The organism is Streptomyces sp. NPDC057287 (assembly GCF_042667905.1).
Classification (GTDB): Bacteria; Actinomycetota; Actinomycetes; order Streptomycetales; family Streptomycetaceae; genus Streptomyces.
In genome coordinates, this window is record NZ_JBHUYV010000012.1 from 262,940 (window position 1) to 284,979 (window position 22,040).

The window sequence follows — 22,040 nt, forward strand, 5'->3', positions numbered from 1 at the left end:
CATGGCAGCTTCGGCGGATTCAAGGACCACTGAGCGCATCGTCATCGAGAACTGCTCGATCGCCACGGTCGACGCCCACGACACCGAGTACGCCTCGGGGTACATCGTCGTGGCGGACAACCGCATCGAGTCCGTCGGCGCCGGCAAGGCGCCGGAGGGACTCACCGGCGTCGTACGGCGGATCGACGGCACCGGCCACCTCGCCACACCCGGCCTGGTCAACACCCACCACCACTTCTACCAGTGGATCACCCGGGGCCTCGCGACCGACCACAACCTCTTCGACTGGCTGGTCGCGCTCTACCCGACGTGGGCGCGCATCGACGAGCCGATGGCACGCGTGGCCGCCCAGGGTTCGCTCGCCATGATGGCCCGCGGCGGGGTCACCACCGCGATGGACCACCACTACGTCTTTCCCCAGGGTTCCGGCGACCTGTCCGGCGCGATCATCGGCGCGGCCCGTGACATGGGCGTGCGGTTCACCCTCGCCCGCGGCTCCATGGACCGCAGCAAGAAGGACGGCGGTCTGCCGCCGGACTTCGCGGTGGAGACCCTCGACGGCGCGCTCGCCGCGACCGAGGCGACCATCGACGAGCACCACGACGCCTCGTTCGGCGCGATGACGCAGGTCGCGGTCGCCCCCTGTTCGCCGTTCTCCGTCTCCACCGAACTGCTGCGTCAGGGAGCTGAGTTGGCCCGCCGGCGCGGTGTCCGGCTGCACACGCACGGTTCGGAGACCGTCGAGGAGGAGCAGTTCTGCAAGGAACTGTTCGGGATGGGCCCCACGGACTACTTCGAGTCCACCGGCTGGCTCGGCGACGACGTGTGGATGGCGCACTGCGTCCACATGAACGACTCCGACATCGCCGCCTTCGCCCGCACCGGCACCGGCGTCGCGCACTGCCCGTCCTCCAACGCCCGCCTCGCCGCCGGCATCGCCCGCGTCCCCGACATGCTCGCCGCCGGTGTCCCGGTCGGGCTCGGTGTCGACGGCACCGCGTCCAACGAGTCCGGCGAGCTCCACACCGAGCTGCGCAACGCGCTGCTCATCAACCGCCTCGGCGCCCACCGCGAGAAGGGGCTGAACGCCCGTCAGGCACTGCGCCTGGGCACGCACGGTGGAGCCAGGGTCCTCGGCCGGGCAGACGAGATCGGCTCACTGGAGCCCGGCAAGCTCGCCGACCTCGTGCTGTGGAAGCTGGACACCCTCGCCCACGCGTCCATCGCCGACCCGGTGACGGCCCTGGTCTTCGGAGCCGCCGCCCCCGTGACGCTCTCCCTCGTCAACGGCAGGCCCGTCGTCGAGGACAGCCGCCTCACCACGGTGGACGAGGACGCCATCGCCCGCGCGACCCGCGACGAGGCCAGGCGCCTGGCGCAGATCGCCGCCGGAGCCTGAGGCTCCGCACCCCCATGACAGGCCGGCCGGGGGGGACGGCCCTCGGCCGGCCGCCGCGGACCCAGCAGGGTCCACGGCAGCCTGTGCGGGCGCGCGTACGCCCTGTACGCGCTCCCGCACAGGTGAGCTCCAAGCTGCCCGCACCAGCTGCACGACCTGCACCAACGCACCACTCAGCACCACCTCCCTGATACCCACGTCGCCCGACGTGTACCCGACCGGAGGAAGCCGTGGCAGCTACGCCCAGGTTTCGCAAGAACGCAGTCGACGGAAGCGCAGTCGAAGGACGCACAGCAGAAGGGAACGCGGCGGAAGGCCCGGTGAGCAAGCACCCGGTCGACGAGACACTGCCACCACTCAGGATGTTCACCAGCGGTCTTCAGCACGTGGCCGCGATGTACGCGGGCGTGGTGGCCCCGCCCATGATCGTGGGGCCCGCCGTGGGCCTCAGTGCCAAGGAGACCGCCTTCCTCATGGGGGCGAGCCTCTTCACCGCGGGGATAGCCACCCTGCTCCAGACCCTCGGGTTCTGGCGAATAGGTGCCAAACTGCCGTTCGTCAACGGCGTCTCGTTCGCCGGGGTGACCCCGATGATCGCGATAGGCAAGGACCGGGGGCACGACGGCATCGCCGTCATCTTCGGGGCGATCATCGTCGCCGGCCTCCTCGGCTTCGTCCTCGCCCCGTACTTCTGCAAACTGGTGCGGTTCTTCCCGCCCGTGGTCACCGGCACCGTCATCACCCTGATAGGTGTCTCGCTGCTGCCGGTCGCCTTCAACTGGTCGCAGGGCGGCAACGCGACGGCTGACGACTACGGTTCGATGACCAACATCACCATGGCCGCCGTCACCCTCGTGATCGTGCTCGCCCTGCGCAAACTGCTGCGGGGCTTCCTCCAGCAGATCGCCATCCTGCTCGGCCTGGTCATCGGCACCCTCATCGCGATCCCCGCCGGCATCACCGACTTCGGGGCACTGGGCGACGCCGACGTGGTCGGTTTCCCGACGCCGTTCCACTTCGGCGCACCGCAGTTCGAGGTGGCGGCCATCATCTCGATGTGCATCGTGATGCTGGTCTGCATGACCGAGTCCACCGCCGACATGCTGGCCCTCGGCAAGATAGTCGGCCGGCCGGCCGACGAGCGGACCATCGAGGGCGGTCTGCGCGCCGACACCCTGGGCAGCGCCATCAGCCCCCTCTTCAACGGCTTCATGTGCAGCGCTTTCGCCCAGAACATCGGCCTGGTCGCCATGACCAAGGTTCGCAGCCGGTTCGTCGTCGCCGCCGGCGGAGTCATCCTGGTGCTGCTCGGCCTCGTCCCCGTCGCCGCGTCCGTCATCGCCCTCGTGCCGCTCCCGGTGCTCGGGGGCGCGGGCATCGTGCTCTTCGGATCGGTCGCCGCGAGCGGTATCCAGACGCTGGCGACCGCCGCCCTGGAGAAGGGCGAGAACGCCCTGATCGTCGCGGCGGCCGTCGGTGTCGGCCTCATCCCGATCGCCGCGCCGGACTTCTACCACGCCTTCCCCGAGGACCTGCTCGTCGTTCTGGACTCGGGCATCTCCACCGGCTGCGTGGTGGCGATCGTGCTGAACCTGGCCTTCAACCACTGGGGCGGGCGGCCGGACACGGACCCGGACCCGGAGGCCGTGGTGCCGGAGAGCGAACAGCCGAAGGACCCGATGGCTCAGCCCGTCGCCCACTGACCCGCGCGGTGCGCGTACGGACACCCCTGCCGGGGGCCCGTACGCGCACCTCGGGCGTGGACGGCGTCAGCCGATGTGGAAGCTGTCGCCGTAGACCTGCCAGTCGAGCGGCGGGTCCAGGTCCAGGTTGCCGTTCCGCAGGAACACCCGCTGGGCCGTGTCGACCCGGCTGGTGTCCGAGTGGGCCTCCTCCTGTTCCATCGCCCAGACCCGCGCGTCCAGGAACGCGTCGAGGTAGGCGGTCTCGTCACCGCCCTGCGCGGGCGGTGACGCCACGGCCAGGGCCCGCTGCCGGATCGAGCCGAAGCTCGTGGCGTCGGTGCCGCCGCCGTGCATCACGATGGCGTCGTAGTACGCGAACTGGCCGAGCGTCCCGAGGCCGTCGGCCTTGCCCTGTCGCACCGCCGGGTCGAAGTACACCCGGTCGCGCTCGTCGTTCTGGGCCTGCTCGAACACGGGGTCCGACGCCGCCTCGGCCCAGGCGCCGGTGAATCCGGGGTCGAGCCCCTCGTGCGAGTCGGTCCCGTCGACCTCCCGCAGGGCGGGCAGGTACGCCGCCAGTACGTTGCCTGGCTTCCGCTCGGTGTACAGCTCCACCAGGGCGAGCATGTCCCCGGTGCCGGAGCAGAATCCGATGATGCCGGCGGTGTATCCGCGGCCGTCGCCGATGTCCTCGATGTAGCCGTACTGGGCCTTCCAGTCGAGCGTCGAGTTCTCCGCGCTCGACACGAGCTGCATCGCGATGTCCTTCTTCGCGGGGTCGTCGAGACCGGTCGCGGCTGCCTCCAGGTGTGCGGCCGGCGGCGTGGGGGCGCCGGCGAGGGCGGTGGCCGGAATCGCCGTGAAGGTCAGCCCGAGGGCCAGTACGGCGAGTCCGACGCTGCGGGTGAGTCGGGTGGTGCGACGCGAGGTGCTGGTGTGGGGGTGATGCACCGGTCCTCCAGAAGGAGTTCGTCGTCCGATGTTCTGGTAGGAAGGTTTCCTACCAGAGCTCGGGGCGCGCGGTAACCCCCCGCGCGCCGTACGGTGCCGGGTTCCTCGCGGATCGGTCAGGAGCCGGGCTGTCAGCCCCCGTCGATGCGGTAGCTCTCCCCGTAGACCTTCCACGCCAGCGGTGTCTCCAGCTGGAGCTTCCCCTCGCGCACGAAGACGCGCTGGGCGGTCTCCACCCGGCTGGTGTCACGGTGCGACGGCTCCGTGCGGAGCGCGGTCACCCGGGCGTCGAGGAACGCGTTCAGATACGCCTCCTCGTCACCGCCCTCGGACGGCGGATCGGCCTCGGCGAGAGCCTGGGCACGTATGGTCCGGAAGCCCACCGTCCCCTCGGCGTCGGCGTAACCGTGCATCACGTAGGCGTCGTAGTAGATGAACTGTCCCAGGGCACTGAGCCCGTCGGCCTCGGCCCGCCCGACCGCCGGATCGAAGTACGCCGAGTCACGCTCCGCGTCCTGGGCCGACCGGAGTGCCGGGTCCGTCGCCGCCTTCGCCCAGGCCCGGGTGAAGGCGCTGCCGAGCCCTTCGTGCGAGTCGGTGCCGTTCACCGCGCGCAGCGCCGGGAGGAACGGCGCGAGCGCGTTGTCCGGGCGCTTCGCCGTGTAGCGCTCGACGACCTTCAGGAGGTCTCCGGTGCCGGAGCAGAATCCGATGATGCCGGCGGTGTATCCGCGGCCGTCGCCGATGTCCTCGACGTAGCCGTACTGGGCCTTCCAGTCCAGTGTGGAGTTCTCCGCGCTGGACACGAGCCGCATGGCGATGTCCTTCTTGGCGGGGTCGTCGAGCCCCTTCTCGGGGGAGCCGGGGGCGGCCCCGGAACAGCCGGCCAGGAGGAGGGCCGCGGCAGCGGCGAGGGCGAGACGTCTGTGCTTCACGCGCCAAGCCTGCCAGGCGGGCCCCAGGAGCCGACGGGGGTCCGGCGCCTGTAGCGTTCGGGACATGGAAGATCAGTCTGTTGTGGACGTCGGCGATGTACGGCTGGCGTACCGGACCTGGGGCGATCCCTTCGGTTCACCCGTGGTCCTGTTGCACGGTCTCGGGGGCTCGTCCCTGAGCTGGGAGGCGGTCGGCACGCTCCTCGGTGAGGAGTGGCGGGTGTACGCCATCGACCTGCGCGGGCACGGCGAGAGCGACTGGCCCGACGAGTACGCCTTCGAGCAGATGAGGGACGACGTCCTGGAGTTCCTCGACGCCTGCGAGCTCGACCGGGTCGGCATCGTGGGGCACTCGATGGGCGGGGTGGTCGCCTATCTGCTCGCCGAGGAGCACGCGGACCGGGTGGAGCGGCTGGTGCTGGTCGAGACCCCGCCCCCGTTCCCGGGCCAGCTGACCACCGACAGCGGCCCCACGGGGCCGGTGGACTACGACGAGAACGTCGTCCCGGCCGTCCGGGCGCAGATCGCCGAGCCGGACCCCCGCTGGGAGGAGGAGCTGGGGCAGATCGTCGCCCCGACCCTGATGCTCGCGGGGGGCCCGGAGAGCAGCATGCCGCAGGGGAGGCTGGCCGACATGGCCTCGCTCATCCCCGACTGCCGGCTGATCACCCTGGGAGGCGGTCACCAGCTGCACAAGAAGCACCCGGACCAGGTGGCCCACCAGGTCACCGAGTTCTTCACGAGCTGAGGCGGCCCGACGGCCTGGGCGGGACGTGAGGAGCCCCGGCGCCAGGGGGCCCGGGTTCCCACGGAGACGTCAGCCGCCCGGACGCCAGTCGGGCCGCCGGCCGCTCAGCGCGATGACACGGTCCAGCAGCGGTGCCTCGTCGGGGACGAGGACCGGCGGGCCGAAGATCGCGTCGGCGCCGGACCTGTCGTCGTCGCCCGGCGCCAGCATCGCCTCCGACGAACGCAGGCTCGCCTCGTCCGCCCGGAACGCCTGCCCCGTCGATCTGGCCAGGTCCCAGCCGTGCACGAGCAGCTCGTTCCGTACGACCATCGCCGCGACCTCGCCGGGCAGATCCACCCCGCCGGCCCGGGTCATCCCCTCCAGGGCGGCCGGGGAGCGCCAGGCCGCGACCAGCTCGTCCAGCAGGGGCGGCAGAGCCGTGCGCCAGTCGGCCGGCAGCACCGGCGGCGCCGAGTCCGGGGAGGTGTCGGTCGTCGGCCCGAGCTTCTTGGCGGCCGCGTCGCGGAATGCGACGGTCAGCCCCAGCAGGTGCCCGAGCAGTTCCCGTACCGAGTAGTCGGGACAGGGCGTCGGGCCGGCCAGCTGATCGTCGCCCACGGAGCCCGCGAGTTCGCGGATCCGCTGCGCGGCGGGTCCGAGGTCGAGGCCGGGTGAGGTTCCCTCGTGCGTTTCCATGCCCTTGAGACTGCCTCACGGCCCGGAACTCATCGCGGACATTGCGGAACGTTCCGATCCGCCCTCTTGTCGGGGGCCCCACCCGCATGGCATATAGGTCTGGACCATTGCTGTCGGATGGAAGGCATCACCGTGCAACGCCCCCACGCACGCACCGCGTTGGCCTGTCCCGCCGCGCTGCTCCTCGCCGCGCTCACGGCCTGCGGTGGTACCGCGCAGGCCGACACGAAGAAACCCACGGCCCCCACGGGCGTGACCGCCCAGGCCGGGAGCGCCACGTCCGCCCACGTCATGTGGGAGCAGGCCTCGGACGACACGGGCATCACCGGCTACGACGTCTACCGTGGAGGGAAGAAGGTCCTCTCCGTGCCAGCGACGAAGCTGATGACCGACGTCGACGGTCTGACCGCCTCCACGGACTACGCCTTCACCGTCAGGGCGCGCGACGCCGCCGGAAACGTCTCGTCCGCGAGCGCCTCCGTCCCCCTCACCACACCCGCACCCGCCCCGGACGACAAGAAGCCGCCCACCACCCCGGTGAAACTCCGGGGCAAGGCCGACAGCGCCAGGACGGTCACGCTGTCCTGGGGCGGATCCACCGACGACGTGGGTGTGACGGCCTACGACATCTACCAGGAGGACGCCAGGATCCACAGCGTCCCCGGCACCGGGACCACGGCCCGGCTCTCCGGCCTGCGCCCCGGCACCGTCTACACCTTCACCGTCAGGGCGCGCGACGCCGCCGACCGTTCCTCACCGGACAGCGGCGCGCTCGACCTCACCACCCCGTCCGCGCCGGGCGACCCCGCGAGCACGGCTCCCACCGGACTGCGGACGAGGACGACGGCGCAGCAGAAGGAGTTCGTGGTCGACCTCTCCTGGGACCAGCCGGACACCGGCGGCACGATTCCCGCGTACCAGCTGTTCCTGGACGGGAAGCTGACCACCACGATCGTCTGGGGCGGTACCCCGCCCGCGGGCCGCGCGACGTACCGGCTCACCCTCGCCGACCCGCCGGGCACCCGCTACTCGCTCAAGATCCGGCCCAAGCTCCCCGACGGGACGTGGGGCGACTTCTCGGCCCAGCGGACGGTGGTCCTCGCCGGCTGACCGCTCACGACCGCCCCGACCGCACCCGCGCGCTGGTCCCTTCCGGCGGGTGAGCCGGAGGACCGTACGACGGTGCGCCGTTCCCGGACCGCGGGACCCGGGAGCGGCGTGGGCGGGCTCAGCCCGTGACGCGTACGGTCTCGGCCCACGGGGGAGCGGCAGGGGCGGACGGGCCGACGAGTGCGGCGATGAGCCGGCAGGACGGGGTCTCGTCCGGCCACGGGGTGAAGCCGTCCGTCAGGACGACCACGACGGAGGGGCGTTCGCGCACGGCCAGGGCCGCCGCGATCCCGACCCGCATGTCGGTACCGCCGCCGCCGCCGAGCGCGATCCCGTCGGTGGACGTCACCCGGGAGACCGCCTGGACATCGGCGTCACAGGCCAGGACCGTGACCCGGTTGCCCCGTATCCCCACCTCGCGCAGCACACCGGTGACCTCGGCGAGCGCGGCGGCGACCTCCTCGTCACCCATCGAGCCCGAGGTGTCGATGACGACCGCCACCCTGGGCAGGGGCCGCCGAAGGCTGGGCAGCACGACGCCGCGCAGGGCCGCACTCCTGCGTGACGGCCGGCGGTAGGTGTAGTCCACCGCCCCGGCGGCCCAGGCGGCGGCCTCCCGCACGGCGCCCGCGAGCACCTGCCGCCAGTCGACCGTGGGTTCGAGGACCTCGTCCGCCCATCGCTTCCAGCCGCCCGGCAGGGTGCCCCTGGCCCGCACATGGGCGCGCACGGCCTCCGCTGTGTGGTGGCGCAGCGACTCCGCCTCGGCCGCGCCGACCGCCGACGGCCCGGCGGTCGCGCGCGACTCCCAGGGGGACGGCTCGCCGTGGGCGCCCGACCCGCAGTCGTGGACCCAGGTGGAGGGCGGCAGCGCGGGCAGGTACGCCTCGAAGAGCCGCCCCTCCGGAAGGCCGAAGAGGCGTGGCTCCATCCGGCCGGCGGGCAGGGGCAGGCCATCGGCGACCAGGTCGTCGTTGATCTCGCAGTCCTGGGCGACGTTCACCCGGTGCCTGTCGCGCCGGTCCGCCGCCGGCAGCAGCTCGGCACGGCCGTGATGGTCGCGCAGCAGATGCGCGACCTCGTGCACCCAGACCGCCGCCAGCTCGGCCACTGGCGTCCGGTCGACGAAGCCGGGCGAGACGTAGCAGCGCCAGTGGCGGTCCACGCCCATGGTCGGCACCTCGTCGCTGGGCACCACCGTCAGCGCGTACAGCGCCGAAGCGAGGTACGGACGGTCCGTGGCCGCCCGGTACCGCGCCGCGAGCAGCTTCGTGGTGTCCAGCTCAGCCCCCTGGCGACAGGGCGCCGGACTGCCGCAGCAGGTCCAGGAAGCCGTCGATGCCCGGCGGCACCGGCCAGTCCAGGCTGCGCATGGCCGCCAGGTCGACCGCGGCCCGGGCCGCCACGTCGGGCACCCCCGCGTCCACGGCCTTGGCCAGTACCGCCCACCCCGCCTCCCAGCGCTGCTGCGTGAGATCACCCTGTACCGCGGCGACCACGGCGATGAGGAAGGCGAGCTGCCTGTCGCCGCGCTCGGGAAGCGCGAACGCGTCCGGGTCGGCGAGCACGCGATCGGGGTCGGGCAGGTCGAGGTGGTCCAGGTAGGACAGCAGCTCGATCCCCGCACCGTCGCCGACGGCGCCGGTGAGCGCGGTCGCGACCGCCTCCCGCCCCGTGCCCGCCGCGTAGCCGGTGGCCAGCAGCCGCAGGGCCATCTCCCAGGTCCTCGGGGACGGCCACGCGCGGCCCCGGCTCTCCGCGTCGGCCGGGAGGTGGTGGACCAGACCCGGACGTGCCGTCAGGAACCCGGAGACGGCGCCCCGGGCCCGTGCCACCGCGCCGGCGGCCTTGGCCGGGTCCACCACCGGCACACCCAGGGCAGGCCAGGTCCCCGCCATGCCGCGGGCGACCGTGCGCGGGTCGTGGGTCCAGCGGAGGTGCACGAAGCGGTTGGCGAGCGGGGGGCTGAGGTGCCAGCCGTCCGCCGCGCTCGACGGAGGGTTGGCCGCCGCGACGATGCGTACGCTCTCCGGGAGCCGCAGGCTGCCCACCCGCCGTTCGAGCACGACCCGCAGCAGCGCGGCCTGCACGGCCGGAGGCGCCGACGACAGCTCGTCGAAGAACAGCAGCCCACGGCCGGACCGGGCGAGCCGGACCGCCCAGTCCGGAGGTGCCATCGGCACACCCGTCACCGCCGGATCGTCCCCCACGACAGGCAGCCCGGCGAAGTCCGACGGTTCGTGGACGCTCGCGATGACCGTCTCCAGCTCGAGCCCCAGACCGGCGGCGAGCTGCTCCATGCCGGCGGACTTTCCGATGCCGGGCTCGCCCCACAGCAGGACCGGCTGATTGGCCGTCACCGCCAGGGCGAGCGCGTCGAGTTGCGGGCTCTCGGCGGGCTCGGTGCGGGTGGTGCGCAGGCGTCCGTTGAGCTCGTCGGCTGCCTCCAAGGGGCCGGAGGGGAGGGACGTGGCCCTGTTGGTCGTGCTCACCGCTGCTCGTCCACCCCGTCCTTGTTCCTGAACCATCTCTCGTACCAGTCGGCGCCGATGCCCGGGTGATCCGTCGCCAGCCGCTCCTGGAGGAATGCGAGATCCTCACGCCTGTACCGGTGGATCAGCTGGTCGAGGGAGAGTCCCTGCGAGTCCGTCACGTCGATCCGGGCCCCCGCGTCGAGCAGCGCCCTCACGAGCGTGGTGGGCCCCCGCTCGCTCACCGCGACGCTCAGCGGGGTCCGGCCGAGGTGGTCCCTGGCCTCCAGGTCGAGCCCCGCCGCCAGCAGCCGGGGCAGCAGTGCCTCGTGGTCGACCAGCGGCAGCGCGTGCAGCAGCCCCCGCCGCCTGGCGTTGCGCAGGCGGAGGTCGACCCCGGCGTCCAGCAGTTCCAGGACGGCGGCGGTGTCCCCGTGCTGGATGTGCAGGAACAGCTCCTTGCGCTGGGCCCGCAGTGCCCTCGGGAGACGTCCCTTCCCCGTCGTGCAGGAGTGCTCCACCGCGAAGCAGCCCGCGACGGCGCCACCGAACGCCCGCATGGCGCTCTCGCGCAGCCGCTCCTCCTCCGTGTGCGGTGAGCGCAGTGCGCCGTCACGGAAGACGACCTCGTGCCACTCGGTGCGGCACCGCACGCGCACGGGGCGGGGAAGAGACGGCCCGGGCGGCCCGAACGGCCCCTCCAGCACGGGGAACAGGGCCCTCGCCACCAACGGGTGCAGCCACTGCGGCGGTACGACGCCCGCCCGCAGCAGATCGAGGTCGGGAGGACGCCGCCAGGCCGCCTCCGGCAGGAAGGCGGTAGGAGTGGTGGACTTCGCCTCCACGACCGTGGCCCTGAGCCGCCCGCCTGCGCTGTGGTCCGTGAGCTCCAGCAGGATGTGCCTCTGCCAGTGGCCGGCGGCCAGGAACCGCTCCCGGCCGACGGCGGCCTGCGCCCGGCGCACCGCCGCCTCGAGCCGGGGAATGTCGATCGCGGTCGCGCGGAGGACCTGCCCGGGGTCCATGCGATACCTCGACCGTGCGGAGGCGGGCGGCGTCGGATCCCACTCGATCCCCGCGGCGTCGAACGCCTCCGGGACCTCGCCCTTCTCATGGAGCAGTGCCACCCGCTCCGCCCGGGCGGCGGCGTCCCCGGACGCGCCGAGGTCCTGCCGCCGGAGCGGGGAGCCGTCGTCGTGGAAGAAGGGGACTCGGCCGCCCGCCCCCACGGCGGTCCGCAGACCGTCCGTACGCCGGGAGTCCCACAGGTACCGGACGGAGCGCCAGTCCTCGGCACCGGCGGGGAACAGACCGGGGGAGGACTCGCCCGGCACGGCCCCGAAACGCAGCGAGAGCCGCTGGGGGCCCTCCACCATCGGGGGCGTGCGCAGATGGAGGTACGGCGCGTGGGGCAGGCCGGCCCCGTCCCGGTGCCCGGCGTATCCGGCGAGCACGACGGTCCGGTCGGGAGCGAGCGTCGAGCGGCCTCCCAGGACCCGGGGCAGGTGCCAGCGCACCAGGTCGGGCACCAGGTGGAGCAGGTCCGGCACCAGGGCATCCGCCACGGCCGTGCCGTGCGCGGAGGTCACTTCGGCGAGATCGAAGTCCACGTCGACGCCGGCCGCGGCGAGGGCGCCCCGCCAGTCACCGGCCAGCCGTCGCTCCGCGGACCGCTCGATCATCCCGCGGGGCACGGCGTAGCGCCGGACCTGCCGCAGGCTCGACGCCTCCTCGGCGGAGAGGAACCGGTCCTCCGGGCGAGGCTTCACCGGTAGACGCTCCGAATCGCGCGCAGGTCCGTGTGGGCGCCGTGGTCCGGGCGGAGCCGCGCCGCGAAGGACCGCTTCACCTTGCGGGGGAGCCCTGGGCCGAGTCCGACGTACTCCAGCCGGCAGTCCGCGCCGACAGAGCCCAGCAGGGCCTTCGCTCCCCGCCCCGTCAGCCCGGTGTGGGCCAGTTCGAGGCGCCGCAGGGGGCTTCCGGGCAGAGCACGGGCCAGCGCGTGTGCGCCGGCGTCGCCGGTCGCGTTGCCCGCTGCCCCGAGGCTGCGCTCCGACATCGGACGGCCGAGGTCGAGGGCCTCGATCCCGTCGAGTGCGTCAGCCAGGGAGTGGGCCCCCGCCGGCCCGATGCCGTTGCCGCCGAGCCCGAGCCGCACCGGGCGCTCCGGATCCGCCGCGCCGGCGAGCACGGCGGCCCCCGCGTCGCCGAGGTGGTTGGCCGACAGGTACAGCTCCCGCACCCCCGCGTCCCGGATCAGTGCGGCGAGGACGTCGGCGGTCTCCGGGCCGAGCCCGTTGCCGCCGAGGAACAGCCTCTCCAGCGGCCGCTCCCGCGAGGACAGCGCGTTGAGCAATGCCTCCAGACCGGCGGCGGTGATCCCGGTGTTGACCAGGTCCAGAGTGCGCAGAGACGTGGTGCGGGCCAGCATCGGCGCGAGGGCCCGGACGCCCGCGTCGCCCAGCGGATTCCGCTTCAGCCACAGCGCCCTGACGGTGGAGTCCTCGCTCAGCGCGGCCGCGAGTGCGGCTGCGCCTTCGCGCCCGATGCGGTTGCAGCCCAGATAGACCGTCCGCAGCCCGTGTCCGGGTACGTCGCCCAGAGCAGCCGCCACCGAGCGCGCGCCCTCGTCACCGAGGGAGTCGGTGCCGAGCAGGATGTGGCCGGCGTGCGGCGAACGGACGAGGACAGGCATCAGCAGGGCCGCGCCGGCGGCGCCGAGCCCCTGCTTGCAGAGATCGACGCGGCCGTCCGCCCGCAGAGTCCCCACCGGGAACACCTCGTCGGACTCGACCGCCCGCTCATTCCCGAGCCGCTCCACCAGCGGGTCCAGCCCGGCCACATCGACGAGCGCGACATCCGGGTGCTCGATCGCGGGGCAGCGCACGGGCAACGGCTGCGACAACACAACTCCCCAGTCCCTCGCCGGACCTGGGCCGGAGGCGGACCGATCGCGCCCACCGCCCGCACAGCGCCGACGCCATCCTCCAAGAACAGGTGGCAAGACCGGCCGGATTCGAACCGGCGTCCTCCAGCTCGATGCGTGGGCGCGACGACCTCTGCGCTACAGCCTTGCCGTGCGTGATCATAGCGGCCACCGGCCCGAATTCGCACGCCAGTACGCAGGTGTGGACGGGGGCGCGTAGAGTTTCGAACCTGTTCAATAGTGAGCCGAACCCGCGGCTCCCCGGAGGAGAGGCCCGCCACGATGAGCCGTATCCGCACCCGTCGCCTATGTCGTCACCATGGCGGCCGCCGGGCTGGTCACCGGAGCCCATGCCTCCTCCGACGCCGAGCTGTTGCTCTTCCGGCTGTCCCAGCCCGGGCTGAACGTGCTGTACGTCTTCGTCCTCATGCCCCTCACCGCGCTCTTCGGCGACCCCGGCGGGGGGACGGGCGACGCCGGCGGCCTCGCTCTCGCGTGCGGACTGGGGGCGGCCGTGAACGTCCTGCTCGTGCGGGCGATCGTGTGCGCGGCCCGCGCGGTCGCGGCGGACCTCCCCGCATGCAGGAAGCGCCGCACCCCGACGCTGTGACACGTGGGGTGCGGCGCCCGGTGCCGCGCTGTCAGCGCAGTTGCTCGTACGCCGGCAGCGTCAGGAAGTCCGCGTAGTCCTGGTCCAGCGAGACCTGGAGCAGCAGGTCGTGCGCCTGCTGCCACTTGCCGGCCTCGAAGGCCTCGTCGCCGATCTCCGCACGGATCGCCGCCAGTTCCTCGGCCGCGACCTTGCGGGCCAGCTCCGCCGTCGCGTGCTCGCCGTTCTCGAAGACCACGTCCGCGTTGATCCACTGCCAGATCTGCGAGCGCGAGATCTCGGCGGTGGCCGCGTCCTCCATCAGGTTGAAGATGGCGACCGCGCCCATGCCCCGCAGCCACGCCTCGATGTAGCGGATGCCGACCGCGACGGCGTTCTGCAGGCCGCCGTAGGTGGGCTTCGCGTCCAGTGTGTCGATGGCGATCAGGTCGCCGGCCGCCACCGAGACGTCCTCGCGCAGACGCTCCTTCTGGTTCGGCTTGTCGCCGAGGACCGCGTCGAAGGAGGCCATGGCGATCGGGACGAGGTCCGGGTGCGCCACCCAGGAGCCGTCGAAGCCGTCGCCCGCCTCGCGGTCCTTGTCCGCCTTGACCTTCTCGAAGGCGACCTTGTTGACCTCGGCGTCACGCCGTGACGGGATGAAGGCCGCCATGCCGCCGATGGCGTGCGCACCGCGCTTGTGGCAGGTGCGGACCAGGAGTTCGGTGTACGCCCGCATGAACGGGGCGGTCATCGTGACCAGGTTGCGGTCGGGCAGGACGAACTTCGATCCGCCGTCACGGAAGTTCTTGACGATGGAGAACAGGTAGTCCCAGCGGCCCGCGTTCAGCCCGGAGGCGTGGTCGCGGAGCTCGTAGAGGATCTCCTCCATCTCGTACGCGGCGGTGATCGTCTCGATCAGGACGGTCGCGCGGACCGTGCCCTGCGGGATGCCGACGTAGTCCTGGGCGAAGACGAAGATGTCGTTCCAGAGGCGTGCCTCCAGGTGCGACTCGGTCTTCGGGAGGTAGAAGTACGGGCCCTTGCCGAGGTCGATCAGGCGCTGAGCGTTGTGGAAGAAGTAGAGGCCGAAGTCGACGAGCGCACCGGGCACCGGGGTGCCGTCGAGCTGGAGGTGGCGCTCGTCCAGGTGCCAGCCGCGCGGGCGCGTGACGACGGTCGCGAGCTCCTCGGCGGGCTTGAGGGCGTACGACTTGCCCGACTTCGGGTCGGTGAAGTCGATGGTGCGGGTGTAGGCGTCGATCAGGTTGAGCTGGCCGGTGATCACGTTCTCCCACGTGGGGGCGGACGCGTCCTCGAAGTCGGCGAGCCAGACCTTGGCGCCCGAGTTCAGGGCGTTGATGGTCATCTTGCGGTCGGTCGGACCGGTGATCTCCACACGGCGGTCGTCGAGCGCGGCCGGGGCCGGGGCGACCTTCCAGGTGTCGTCCACGCGGATCGCTTCCGTCTGTGGCAGGAAGTCCAGCGTGGAGGTGCGGGCGATCTCGGCCCGGCGCTCGCCGCGGCGGGCGAGCAGCTCGTCACGACGGGGCGTGAACTGCCGGTGCAGCTCGGCCACGAACGCGAGGGCCGCATCGGTCAGGACCTCGTCCTGCCTCGGCAGGGGCTCGGCATCGACGATGGCCAGCGGGGACGGCGCTGGTGCGGACATGAGCTGTCACTCCTTCAGCGGGGCGGCGCGGACGGTGCCCCACGGCTGCCGGGTCGCCTGAGACGGCACAGGGTGCCATGGCTCCGAGATACGGCCGTGGGTGCCGTCCGGGTGCGGAAGCGGCGCTGCGTGCGTGCCGCGTGCTTCTGATCAGTGGATATTAGTTTCCTCATGGTGGAAGTTCAATGGTTTGTTGATGTCGAGATTCTCCGGGTCGACAGATGTGCGTCCGCGGTGGCGCGGCGTGCCAGGCCCTGTACGGTCCGTTCACCTCCGGCGCTCCGCTCACTCCAGGTGCATCAGGTCCTCCGCCGTGTCGATGTCATGGGCCCGGGCCACATCGGAGCACTCGACGAGCGTGATCGCATCGCGGTGCGTCCGCAGGTAGGCGCGTGCCCCCTGGTCGCCGACCGCACTCGCGGCGATGCCGGCCCAGCGGTCGGCCCCGAACAGCACGGGATGGCCGCGCTCGCCGTCGTACGCCGCTGCCGCCAGGGACGAGCGGGAACGGTACGCCGAGCGGACCCGGGCCACCGCCTCCGCCCCGATGCCCGGCTGATCGACCAGGAGTACGAGCGCCGCGTCCGCGCCGGAGCCGGCGAGGGAGTCCAGGCCGGCCCGGAGCGAGGAGCCCATGCCCTCCTCCCACGACGGGTTCACCGTCACCGCGCACCCCGACAGGTCCGCCAGCACCTGCACCTCCTCGGCCGAGGCGCCGAGCACGACATGGACGGGCCCACACCCTCCGTTGCGCAGGGACCTCACCGCGTGCTCGACGAGAGGACGGCCGCGGTGTTCCAGCAGGGCCTTCGGCCGGCCGCCGAGGCGACGGCCGCCGCCCGCCGCGAGCAGTACTCCGGCGACCACGGGGTTCCGTTGTGTGTGAGCCATGTGCCCTGGATACCACTGCTGCGTCCGGACCGGCGGAGGGAGTGTCACCCCTCGGGGGTACCCTCGTTCTCCGTCCGCACAGTGGCGCACGCCGCCTCGGATGGCGTTAACTTGATGACGGCCCCGGGCACTTGACCACCGCCCCGGGTCAGGTCGACACACCGGCACAACGACGTGCGAGGGGGAGTGCTTTGTTGCGAAGCGTGGGGCAGGAGCGGTTGACCGGCAGCGACGAGGATCCGAGGGTGACGGAGCTGCGTACGGCTGTCTCCAGGCTCCGCCGTGAACTGGCCGGACATCCTGCCGAGTTCCCGGACCGGGGCATCGCCGAGGACGAGCTGGCGGCCCTGGACGCCATGGCGGCCGGCGGACGGCCCGAGATACCCCGGCTGCGCCGTTCGCTGCTGCTGGTCGCGGGGGCGATCGGTTCGGTCAGCGCGCTGTCCCCGGGGCTCAGTGAGGTCCGGATGGCGGTCGAGCTCTTCGGGGAGCCGCCGCGCCTCCCGTGACGTCAGCGGCGGATCAGGCGGCGCGCTGTCGCGGCGGCCACCGCCGCCGTGCGTGAGGCAACGCCCAGCTTGGCGAAGACGTGCACCAGGTGGGACTTCACCGTTGCCTGGCTCAGGAACAGCTTCCTGCTGATCTGCTGATTCGACAGGCCCTCGCCGACCAGCTGGAGCACCTCCAGCTCCCGTCTGGTCAAGGCCTGGGCCGGTGTCCGCATCCGGTCCATCAGACGGTGCGCGACTGCGGGGGCGAGTGCCGAGCGCCCGGCTGCCGCCGCACGCACGGCGGCGGCCAGCTCCTCCGGCGGTGCGTCCTTCAGCAGATAGCCTCCGGCGCCCGCCTCCACAGCGGCCAGGATGTCGGCGTCCGAGTCGTACGTGGTGAGGATCAGCACGCGGGGCGCGTCCGAGGCGGCGGTGATCGCCGCGGTGGCCTCTGCCCCGTGCATGCCCGGGCCGAACTGCAGGTCCATCAGGACCACGTCGCACAAGCCGGTGGCGGCCAGGGCGACGGCCCGTTCGGCGGTGGAGGCCTCGGCGACGACCTGGAAGCCGGGCTCGGTGTCGAGGACCGCGCGCAGACCGGCGCGGACCACCGGATGGTCGTCGGCGAGCAGCAGCCTGATCGGGTCGGTCATGCCGCCCTGCCTTCCGCCGTCCGGATGTCCTCCGGGCCCGGGGCCTCCTCGCCGGGGCCGTCAGTGCCCCGGATCTTCGCGTCCGGGTCGTCAGCGCCCCGGGTCTCCGCGTCCGGGTCGTCAGCGCGTTTCGAGCCGCGCCCGCCGACGGCCGGAAGCGGCAGCGTGACGGCGACGGCCGTCCCCTGGCCGGGCCCCGACTCCACACTGAGCGTGCCGCCCAGCGAGCGGGCCCGCGCACGCATCGCGGGCAGCCCGAAGCCGCCGTCGGCGGTGCTCGCCGGTTCGCCGGACGTGTCGAAGCCGCGGCCGTCGTCCACCACGTCCAGGGACACCGAGGTCTCCATGAAACTGAGCGTGATCTCCGCCCGTCGCGCACCCGAGTGCCGCACCGTGTTGGCCAGTGCCGACTGCGCGGTACGCAGCAGCGCCACCTCGTAGGGGGTGGGCAGCCCGACCGGCCGGCCGCTGGCCGCGAACCGCACCATCAGGCCCGGCCCGGAGGTGCGGGACGAGAGACGGGACAGGGCCGTTGCCAGGGAGCCCTGCTGCAGATCCGGCGGTGTCAGCTCCCGGACGAAGCGCCGGGCCTCGGCCAGGTTCTCCTGTGCGGCCTCGCGGGCACGCCGGACGTGCGCGGTCGCGGGCGCGCTGTCCGGCAGCGACCGTTCGGCAGCCCGAAGCAGGAGCTGAATGCTCGACAGGCCCTGGGCGAGGGTGTCGTGGATCTCCCGGGCCAGCCGCTCCCGCTCGGCGAGGGTGCCCGCGGTGCGCTCCGCCTCGGCGAGCTCCGCCCGGGTGGAGACGAGCTCGCCGATGAGCTCGCGGCGCCGCTCGCTCTCCCGGAACAGTGCGTCGTAGCCCAGCACGGTCGCGACGGCCACCGCCGCACCGAGCAGCGGGCCGATGAAGGCGCCCGGGGTGGTCTCGCGGCCGTGCAGCGAAAAGCCGGCGACGGCCGCCGAGGCCGTGACCGCGACGGCGGGCAGCCCCCATCGCACCGGAAGCAGGTGCAGCTGCAGGAAGTAGAGCGGGAAGGCCACCCAGAGCGCCTCGGGCGACAGGGCGAGCAGGGCCAGCCACACGGCCCCCAGCACCGTGAGCCAGATGGCCGCGGCCCGGTTGTGCGGCCGGACGACGGGGGCGAGCGCGCCGGCCGCGTACAGCGCGGCCATCACACCCGCCAGCACGATGACGGCCGTGGTGTGCGGAATGCCGTCGTCTGTCGCGCGCAGCGCGACGAGCGCCAGCAGTCCCACCAGCAGGGCGTGAAGACAGAGCCGCAGTGCGGTGGTGACCGAGGTGTGCGTGCGCGAATCCATGGTCGTTCCAGCGTAGACATGCCGGGCGCCGGGGCGGTCAATCGAAAGGTTGATGCCGGCCCCGTCCGGCGCGCGATGTTCTGGCAGGCCGGCGGAGCGAGCCTGGAACCATGTTCGTCGCATGGAGAGATCTACGGTTCGCCAGGGGCAGGTTCGCCCTCATGGGCACGGTCGTCGTGCTGATCACGCTGCTCGTCGGGCTGTTGTCCGGGCTCACGGCCGGCCTGGGGAGGGAGAACACCTCGGCCGTCACCGGGCTGAACGCCGACCACATCGCCTTCGCCGCGCCGCCGGACGGCCGGGCGGTGTCCTTCTCCGATTCGGCCGTCGAGGAGAGTGCCTGGCGTACCTGGGCTGAACAGCCGGGGGTCCTTGCCGCGCATCCGCTGGGTGTCCGGATGCTGAACGCCGTCGTGGACGGGGACCGCACGGCGGCCGTATCGGCATTCGGCGTCGAACCGGGCAGCGGGCTCGCGCCCGCCGATGTGGGAGCGGGCCGTCTCGTGCTTTCCGGGCGGGCAGCGGAAGAGCTCGGCGCCGGAGCCGGTGACACCCTCGGCCTCGGTGGGGTGCGGATGACCGTGTCGGCGGTCGCGGGAGACGCCTCGTACAGCCACGCGCCCGTCGTGTGGACCTCACTCGGTGACTGGCAGCGCATCGGTGGCACCGGGCGGCAGGCCACCGTGATCGCTCTGACCACGTCCGGCGGCCTCGACCTGACTGCCGGGGACGCGGCGGCGGGGACCAGCACCCTGTCCCGTGAAGACTCCCTCACGGGGATCGGCTCGTACCAGGCCGAGAACGGCTCACTCCAGCTGATGCGAGGGTTCCTCTTCGTCATCTCCGCGCTCGTCATCGGCGCGTTCTTCACGGTCTGGACCATCCAGCGCAGCGGCGACGTGGCCGTACTCAAGGCACTGGGCGCCTCGACCCCGTACCTGCTGAAGGACGCGCTCGGTCAGGCCGTGGTCGTGCTGGCCGCCGGAACGGGCCTGGGCAGCGCGATGGCCTCGGGGACCGGCGCGCTGGTCGGTGGCGCCGTGCCGTTCGTGCTCGACCCGTCGACAGTGCTCGTCCCGGCCGGCGTGCTGATCGTCCTCGGAGCGCTCGGGGCCGCCCTGTCCATCCGGCGGATCACCGCCGTCGACCCCCTCGCCGCACTCGGGAGCGCCCGATGACCCTCACCCTCACCGACGTCACCCTCACCTACCCCGACGGAGACACCCGGCTCACCGCACTCGACCGGGTCTCCCTCCACGTACCCGCGGGCACGCTCACGGCCGTCGTCGGGCCGTCCGGTTCGGGCAAGTCCAGCCTTCTTGCGGTGGCGGCCACGCTCGTCACCCCGGACCACGGACGCGTCGTCGTCGCGGGCGCGGATACCACCGGGCTCAGCCGTGCGGACCGGGCGGCCCTGCGCCGGGACCGCGTCGGCATCGTCTTCCAGCAGCCCCATCTGCTGCCGTCGCTCACGGCGGTGGAGCAGCTCCAGGTGATGGCCCACCTGTCGTACGGCTCGGTACGCGCGGCCCGCGGCCGGGCGCTGGACCTCCTGGACGCGGTCGGCCTCGCCGACAGGGCTGAGCGCAGGCCGCACCAGCTGTCGGGCGGTCAGCGGCAGCGGATCAACATCGCCCGGGCCCTCATGAACGAACCGGCGGTGCTGCTCATCGACGAGCCGACCAGCGCCCTCGACCACGAACGAGGCGCGGCCGTCCTCGACCTGCTGCTCGGCCTGGCCCGGGAGCGCTCGACGGCCACGGTCATGGTCACGCACGACCGGGCCCACCTGGGCCGGGTGGACGTGACAGTCAGCATGGAGGACGGGCATCTGCCGGCACCCGCCCCCGCCTGAGGGGGCAGGGAACAAAGGATCAGCCGGCGGTCCGCCGGAGGCGGAGAAGGCGGGGCCGGGCCGGCGTCAGCCCGCCGAGCCGCCGTTGCTCGCCAGTGCCTCGGAGAGCTCCTTGGCGATCTGCTGCAGGATCGGCACGATCCGCTCGGTCGCGGTCTCCGTCACCCGGCCCGCGGGCCCTGAGATGGAGATGGCGGCCGAGGTCGGGGAGTCGGGCACCGAGACGGCGAGGCACCGCACGCCGATCTCCTGCTCGTTGTCGTCCACCGCGTAGCCCGCCCTCCGCACCAGTTCGAGCGCGTCGAGGAAGCCGTCCGGCGTGGTGATCGTCTTCTCGGTGGCCGCGGGCATGCCCGTACGGGCCAGCAGGGCCCGCACCTCGTCCGCCGGGGTGTGGGCGAGGAGGGCCTTGCCGACGCCCGTGGAGTGCGGGAGGACCCGGCGGCCGACCTCGGTGAACATGCGCATCGAATGCTTCGACGGGACCTGGGCGACGTAGACGATCTCGTCCCCGTCGAGGAGGGCCATGTTGGCCGTCTCGCCGGTCTCCTCGACCAGGCGCTGGAGATACGGCCGCGCCCAGGTGCCCAGCAGGCGGGAGGCGGACTCTCCGAGGCGGATGAGCCGCGGGCCCAGCGCGTAGCGCCGGTTGGGCTGCTGGCGTACGTAGCCGCACACGACCAGGGTGCGCATCAGCCGGTGGATGGTCGGGAGGGGGAGTCCGCTGCTCGCGGACAGCTCGCTCAGTCCGACCTCACCTCCGGCGTCCGCCATGCGCTCCAACAGATCGAAGGCGCGTTCGAGGGACTGCACGCCGCCGCTGGGACCGGCGGGCTTGGAGTCGGATGTGCTGGCGTGGGACGGCGGCACGTCAACGGTCCTTTCGAAGCGGAGGCAAGGCAGCAGCCTACCGGGCTGTTCCCGATCGGCCCACTGCTCCCGGTGCGGCGTCCTTGCCGGTCAGGACCTGTTTTGTCCTGGTGTCGACGGTCGGGGCCGCGTTCGGCGGGAAGCGTGGTGATGCCGCTCCTGGTCCATTCTACGTTCCGCCTGTCGAAAATGAACTTTTACTTCGTGGAAATATCCAATCGATGGCGCTCGTGGTCCACTGGTCGCCTGGTGGGGAAGGTGAGGTCTTGACGAGCCGCTTTCCCGAGTGAAGACTCCTTCAACAAATCGTTGAAAGCTGCGTGAGGAGCACAGGTGTCCGGTGTGGACGTGAAGCTGGTACTCCGCTCGACGCGCGTCGTCACTCCCGAGGGAACCCGCGCAGCGGCGGTCCTCGTGGCCGGCGGGGAGATCGAAGCGGTCCTGCCCTACGAGACCGAGGTGCCCGACGGTGCCCGTGTGGAGGACTTCGGTGACGATGTCCTGCTGCCGGGGCTCGTCGACACCCATGTTCATGTGAATGACCCGGGGCGGGCCGAGTGGGAGGGTTTCTGGACCGCCACGCGGGCTGCGGCGGCCGGTGGGATCACGACGTTGCTGGACATGCCGTTGAACTCGCTGCCGCCGACGACGACGGTGGAGAACCTGCGTGTGAAGCGGGAGGTGGCCGCGTCCAAGGCGCACATCGACGTCGGTTTCTGGGGTGGTGCGCTGCCCGGGAACGTGAAGGACCTGCGGCCGTTGCACGATGCGGGTGTCTTCGGCTTCAAGTGTTT

General features: G+C 72.3%; 21 protein-coding genes and 1 pseudogene. 9 read left to right on the forward strand and 13 right to left on the reverse strand.

Translation table 11 applies throughout. The features are described from left to right. Nucleotide 1 precedes the first annotated feature (1 nt). Entirely contained in the window at nt 2–1,399 is a 1,398-nt protein-coding gene (locus tag ACFUNE_RS24115; RefSeq protein WP_383571659.1) for an 8-oxoguanine deaminase, read from the forward strand. A 230-nt stretch (nt 1,400–1,629) separates the two neighbouring features. Next, complete coding sequence (locus ACFUNE_RS24120; protein ID WP_383571662.1) at nt 1,630–3,102, forward strand: nucleobase:cation symporter-2 family protein; 1,473 nt, start codon at nt 1,630–1,632, stop codon at nt 3,100–3,102. A gap of 66 nt (nt 3,103–3,168) precedes the next feature. On the opposite strand, the gene ACFUNE_RS24125 is transcribed toward ACFUNE_RS24120, so the two are convergent. Together ACFUNE_RS24125 and ACFUNE_RS24130 are read right to left on the reverse strand one after the other, a co-directional pair. Further along, nucleotides 3,169–4,035 carry a chitosanase gene (locus ACFUNE_RS24125; protein ID WP_383571665.1) on the reverse strand — a complete coding sequence of 289 codons (867 nt, stop codon included), beginning with the start codon at nt 4,033–4,035 and terminating at the stop codon, nt 3,169–3,171. 131 nt (nt 4,036–4,166) lie between these two features. After that, nucleotides 4,167–4,970 carry a chitosanase gene (locus ACFUNE_RS24130; RefSeq protein ID WP_383571668.1) on the reverse strand — a complete coding sequence of 268 codons (804 nt, stop codon included), beginning with the start codon at nt 4,968–4,970 and terminating at the stop codon, nt 4,167–4,169. A 64-nt stretch (nt 4,971–5,034) separates the two neighbouring features. On the opposite strand from ACFUNE_RS24130, the gene ACFUNE_RS24135 reads away from it, so the two are divergent. Beyond that, nucleotides 5,035–5,718, forward strand: coding sequence for an alpha/beta fold hydrolase (locus tag ACFUNE_RS24135; protein ID WP_383571671.1), 684 nt, complete (start codon nt 5,035–5,037; stop codon nt 5,716–5,718). Nucleotides 5,719–5,787: 69 nt separating this feature from the next. Here the strand turns inward: ACFUNE_RS24135 and ACFUNE_RS24140 are convergent, their stop codons facing one another. After that, nucleotides 5,788–6,396, reverse strand: a complete 609-nt coding sequence (locus ACFUNE_RS24140; protein WP_383571674.1) for a TIGR03086 family metal-binding protein — start codon at nt 6,394–6,396, stop codon at nt 5,788–5,790. Between the two features lie 117 nt (nt 6,397–6,513). Here ACFUNE_RS24140 and ACFUNE_RS24145 point away from each other — a divergent pair, with 117 nt between their 5' ends. Continuing rightward, complete coding sequence (locus tag ACFUNE_RS24145; RefSeq protein WP_383571677.1) at nt 6,514–7,506, forward strand: fibronectin type III domain-containing protein; 993 nt, start codon at nt 6,514–6,516, stop codon at nt 7,504–7,506. Between the two features lie 118 nt (nt 7,507–7,624). Here ACFUNE_RS24145 and ACFUNE_RS24150 read toward each other — a convergent pair whose 3' ends face one another. The 5 genes and pseudogenes from ACFUNE_RS24150 to ACFUNE_RS24170 form a co-directional block, all read right to left on the reverse strand. Next, nucleotides 7,625–8,788, reverse strand: a complete 1,164-nt coding sequence (locus ACFUNE_RS24150) for a VWA-like domain-containing protein (protein WP_383571745.1) — start codon at nt 8,786–8,788, stop codon at nt 7,625–7,627. A 1-nt stretch (nt 8,789) separates the two neighbouring features. Next, a complete protein-coding gene (locus tag ACFUNE_RS24155) occupies nt 8,790–9,998 on the reverse strand; it encodes an AAA family ATPase (protein WP_383571680.1) in 1,209 nt (402 codons plus the stop codon). Continuing rightward, nucleotides 9,995–11,746, reverse strand: coding sequence for an ankyrin repeat domain-containing protein (locus ACFUNE_RS24160; protein ID WP_383571683.1), 1,752 nt, complete (start codon nt 11,744–11,746; stop codon nt 9,995–9,997). Before ACFUNE_RS24160 ends, ACFUNE_RS24155 begins: the two co-directional genes overlap by 4 nt. Continuing rightward, nucleotides 11,743–12,882 carry a gala protein gene (locus ACFUNE_RS24165; RefSeq protein WP_383571686.1) on the reverse strand — a complete coding sequence of 380 codons (1,140 nt, stop codon included), beginning with the start codon at nt 12,880–12,882 and terminating at the stop codon, nt 11,743–11,745. The genes ACFUNE_RS24160 and ACFUNE_RS24165 overlap by 4 nt, the downstream gene beginning before the upstream one ends. 93 nt (nt 12,883–12,975) lie before the next feature. Beyond that, nucleotides 12,976–13,051 (reverse strand): annotated as a pseudogene (locus tag ACFUNE_RS24170). 171 nt (nt 13,052–13,222) lie between these two features. On the opposite strand from ACFUNE_RS24170, the gene ACFUNE_RS24175 reads away from it, so the two are divergent. Beyond that, nucleotides 13,223–13,513: a hypothetical protein gene (locus ACFUNE_RS24175; protein WP_383571689.1), complete on the forward strand. Its 291-nt coding sequence runs from the start codon at nt 13,223–13,225 to the stop codon at nt 13,511–13,513. 31 nt (nt 13,514–13,544) lie between these two features. Here ACFUNE_RS24175 and aceB read toward each other — a convergent pair whose 3' ends face one another. Then, a complete protein-coding gene (gene aceB / locus ACFUNE_RS24180; protein WP_383571692.1) occupies nt 13,545–15,164 on the reverse strand; it encodes a malate synthase A in 1,620 nt (539 codons plus the stop codon). A gap of 285 nt (nt 15,165–15,449) precedes the next feature. Then, on the reverse strand, nt 15,450–16,055 hold the full coding sequence (locus ACFUNE_RS24185; protein ID WP_383571695.1) for an NTP transferase domain-containing protein: 606 nt from the start codon (nt 16,053–16,055) through the stop codon (nt 15,450–15,452). A 191-nt stretch (nt 16,056–16,246) separates the two neighbouring features. Here ACFUNE_RS24185 and ACFUNE_RS24190 point away from each other — a divergent pair, with 191 nt between their 5' ends. Further along, a complete protein-coding gene (locus ACFUNE_RS24190) occupies nt 16,247–16,564 on the forward strand; it encodes a DUF5955 family protein (protein ID WP_383571698.1) in 318 nt (105 codons plus the stop codon). Nucleotides 16,565–16,566: 2 nt separating this feature from the next. Here the strand turns inward: ACFUNE_RS24190 and ACFUNE_RS24195 are convergent, their stop codons facing one another. Together ACFUNE_RS24195 and ACFUNE_RS24200 are read right to left on the reverse strand one after the other, a co-directional pair. Then, nucleotides 16,567–17,199: a response regulator gene (locus ACFUNE_RS24195; RefSeq protein ID WP_383571701.1), complete on the reverse strand. Its 633-nt coding sequence runs from the start codon at nt 17,197–17,199 to the stop codon at nt 16,567–16,569. Beyond that, on the reverse strand, nt 17,196–18,521 hold the full coding sequence (locus tag ACFUNE_RS24200) for a sensor histidine kinase (RefSeq protein ID WP_383571704.1): 1,326 nt from the start codon (nt 18,519–18,521) through the stop codon (nt 17,196–17,198). Before ACFUNE_RS24200 ends, ACFUNE_RS24195 begins: the two co-directional genes overlap by 4 nt. 110 nt (nt 18,522–18,631) lie before the next feature. Here ACFUNE_RS24200 and ACFUNE_RS24205 point away from each other — a divergent pair, with 110 nt between their 5' ends. Together ACFUNE_RS24205 and ACFUNE_RS24210 are read left to right on the forward strand one after the other, a co-directional pair. Continuing rightward, the gene (locus ACFUNE_RS24205; RefSeq protein ID WP_383571707.1) at nt 18,632–19,699 is read left to right on the forward strand and encodes an ABC transporter permease; all 1,068 of its coding nucleotides are present in this window, start codon (nt 18,632–18,634) and stop codon (nt 19,697–19,699) included. Next, nucleotides 19,696–20,376, forward strand: a complete 681-nt coding sequence (locus tag ACFUNE_RS24210) for an ABC transporter ATP-binding protein (RefSeq protein WP_383571710.1) — start codon at nt 19,696–19,698, stop codon at nt 20,374–20,376. The genes ACFUNE_RS24205 and ACFUNE_RS24210 overlap by 4 nt, the downstream gene beginning before the upstream one ends. A gap of 66 nt (nt 20,377–20,442) precedes the next feature. On the opposite strand, the gene ACFUNE_RS24215 is transcribed toward ACFUNE_RS24210, so the two are convergent. Then, a complete protein-coding gene (locus tag ACFUNE_RS24215) occupies nt 20,443–21,246 on the reverse strand; it encodes an IclR family transcriptional regulator (protein ID WP_383571713.1) in 804 nt (267 codons plus the stop codon). Between the two features lie 333 nt (nt 21,247–21,579). Here ACFUNE_RS24215 and ACFUNE_RS24220 point away from each other — a divergent pair. Continuing rightward, on the forward strand, nt 21,580–22,040 hold a 461-nt coding region (locus tag ACFUNE_RS24220; protein WP_383571716.1), incomplete at its 3' end, for an amidohydrolase family protein.

Coding starts and splice junctions, on each gene's coding strand:
- ACFUNE_RS24205 (WP_383571707.1), top strand. CDS start 18,632: ATGTTCGTCGCATGGAGAGATCTACGGTTCGCCAGGGGCAGGTTCGCC.
- ACFUNE_RS24200 (WP_383571704.1), bottom strand. CDS start 18,521: ATGGATTCGCGCACGCACACCTCGGTCACCACCGCACTGCGGCTCTGT.
- ACFUNE_RS24195 (WP_383571701.1), bottom strand. CDS start 17,199: ATGACCGACCCGATCAGGCTGCTGCTCGCCGACGACCATCCGGTGGTC.
- ACFUNE_RS24185 (WP_383571695.1), bottom strand. CDS start 16,055: ATGGCTCACACACAACGGAACCCCGTGGTCGCCGGAGTACTGCTCGCG.
- ACFUNE_RS24175 (WP_383571689.1), top strand. CDS start 13,223: ATGGCGGCCGCCGGGCTGGTCACCGGAGCCCATGCCTCCTCCGACGCC.
- ACFUNE_RS24135 (WP_383571671.1), top strand. CDS start 5,035: ATGGAAGATCAGTCTGTTGTGGACGTCGGCGATGTACGGCTGGCGTAC.
- ACFUNE_RS24145 (WP_383571677.1), top strand. CDS start 6,514: ATGGAAGGCATCACCGTGCAACGCCCCCACGCACGCACCGCGTTGGCC.
- ACFUNE_RS24140 (WP_383571674.1), bottom strand. CDS start 6,396: ATGGAAACGCACGAGGGAACCTCACCCGGCCTCGACCTCGGACCCGCC.
- ACFUNE_RS24210 (WP_383571710.1), top strand. CDS start 19,696: ATGACCCTCACCCTCACCGACGTCACCCTCACCTACCCCGACGGAGAC.
- ACFUNE_RS24115 (WP_383571659.1), top strand. CDS start 2: ATGGCAGCTTCGGCGGATTCAAGGACCACTGAGCGCATCGTCATCGAG.
- aceB (WP_383571692.1), bottom strand. CDS start 15,164: ATGTCCGCACCAGCGCCGTCCCCGCTGGCCATCGTCGATGCCGAGCCC.